This is a genomic window from Campylobacter sp. W0066.1, from assembly GCF_024723635.1.
Classification (GTDB): Bacteria; Campylobacterota; Campylobacteria; order Campylobacterales; family Campylobacteraceae; genus Campylobacter_D; species Campylobacter_D lari_C.
The window spans coordinates 1-906 of record NZ_JANQCW010000048.1 but is presented as its reverse complement, the minus strand read 5'-3'; the positions used below and the strand labels follow the sequence as shown (position 1 = coordinate 906).

1 protein-coding gene is annotated in these 906 nt (G+C 28.3%); it reads left to right on the top strand.

Going from position 1 to position 906, the window contains the following annotated elements; all coding sequences use genetic code 11:
• Positions 1-118: 118 nt before the first annotated feature.
• Positions 119-906, top strand: a 788-nt coding sequence (locus CAMP18497_RS08215; protein WP_337213754.1) for a DUF2920 family protein, incomplete at its 3' end; no start/stop codon positions are given.

Below are 906 nucleotides of genomic sequence, written 5' to 3'. Positions count from 1 at the left end.
GGATTAGGAATTGATTTTGGCTTTAGCTAGATAAAATTGAATAGTTTTTTTAATTATTTTTTATGCTTAATTGTGGTATACCATATTTAAAAATTAAAATTTTATACCAAGGTTATAAATGTTAAAAAATCAAACCTATTTTATAGACTCTTGTGATGATGTAGAATTAAATATAAAAAGAGAAAATAAATTAGAATTTCAGCTCATATATGATGATACAAGAGAAATTGAAGCTATAATGTGTATTGTCCAAGGGCTTGGGGCTGATATAAGAGAGCCTGTTTTAAAGTTTAATATGGAGTATTTTGCATCAAAGTACAATGTGGCAGTTTTGAGTTTAAATTATCATGGTATAGGTAACCGTCCCCAAACTGGCGCTAAGTGGTATTTAGATGATATTGATAAACTTATTTTTGATGCAAGTTTAAAAGCTCTTAATATAGAAATTCCTTATGATATATCAAAGCTTAACACTTTTGAAGAATTTCACCCTGCTATGGATTATCTTAATAAGGTAATTCAAAAAAAGAAAGATAATTGGGATCTTAATAGAGATTACTACTTAGATTTAAGTGCGAGTTTGCAACTTACAAACAATGAATATCAAAATTATGGTATTATGCAAACAATTGATATGATAAATACTCTGCTTTATACAAAAAAAAAGATTTTTAAAAACAATAATTTAAAAACTATTGTGGTAGGAGTTTCACATGGTGCATACATGGGTGTATTATCTGCAAAAATAGCTCCATGGGCTATAGATGCAATCATTGATAACTCTTCTCATGTGACGCTTGATGGAGATGCTTGGAGATATATAGGTTTTGGTAAAGAAGTTGATTATACTGAGTATTATTGTTTTGGAACCTTTCACTATTTTAACAATATTAGACTTTGTGCTTC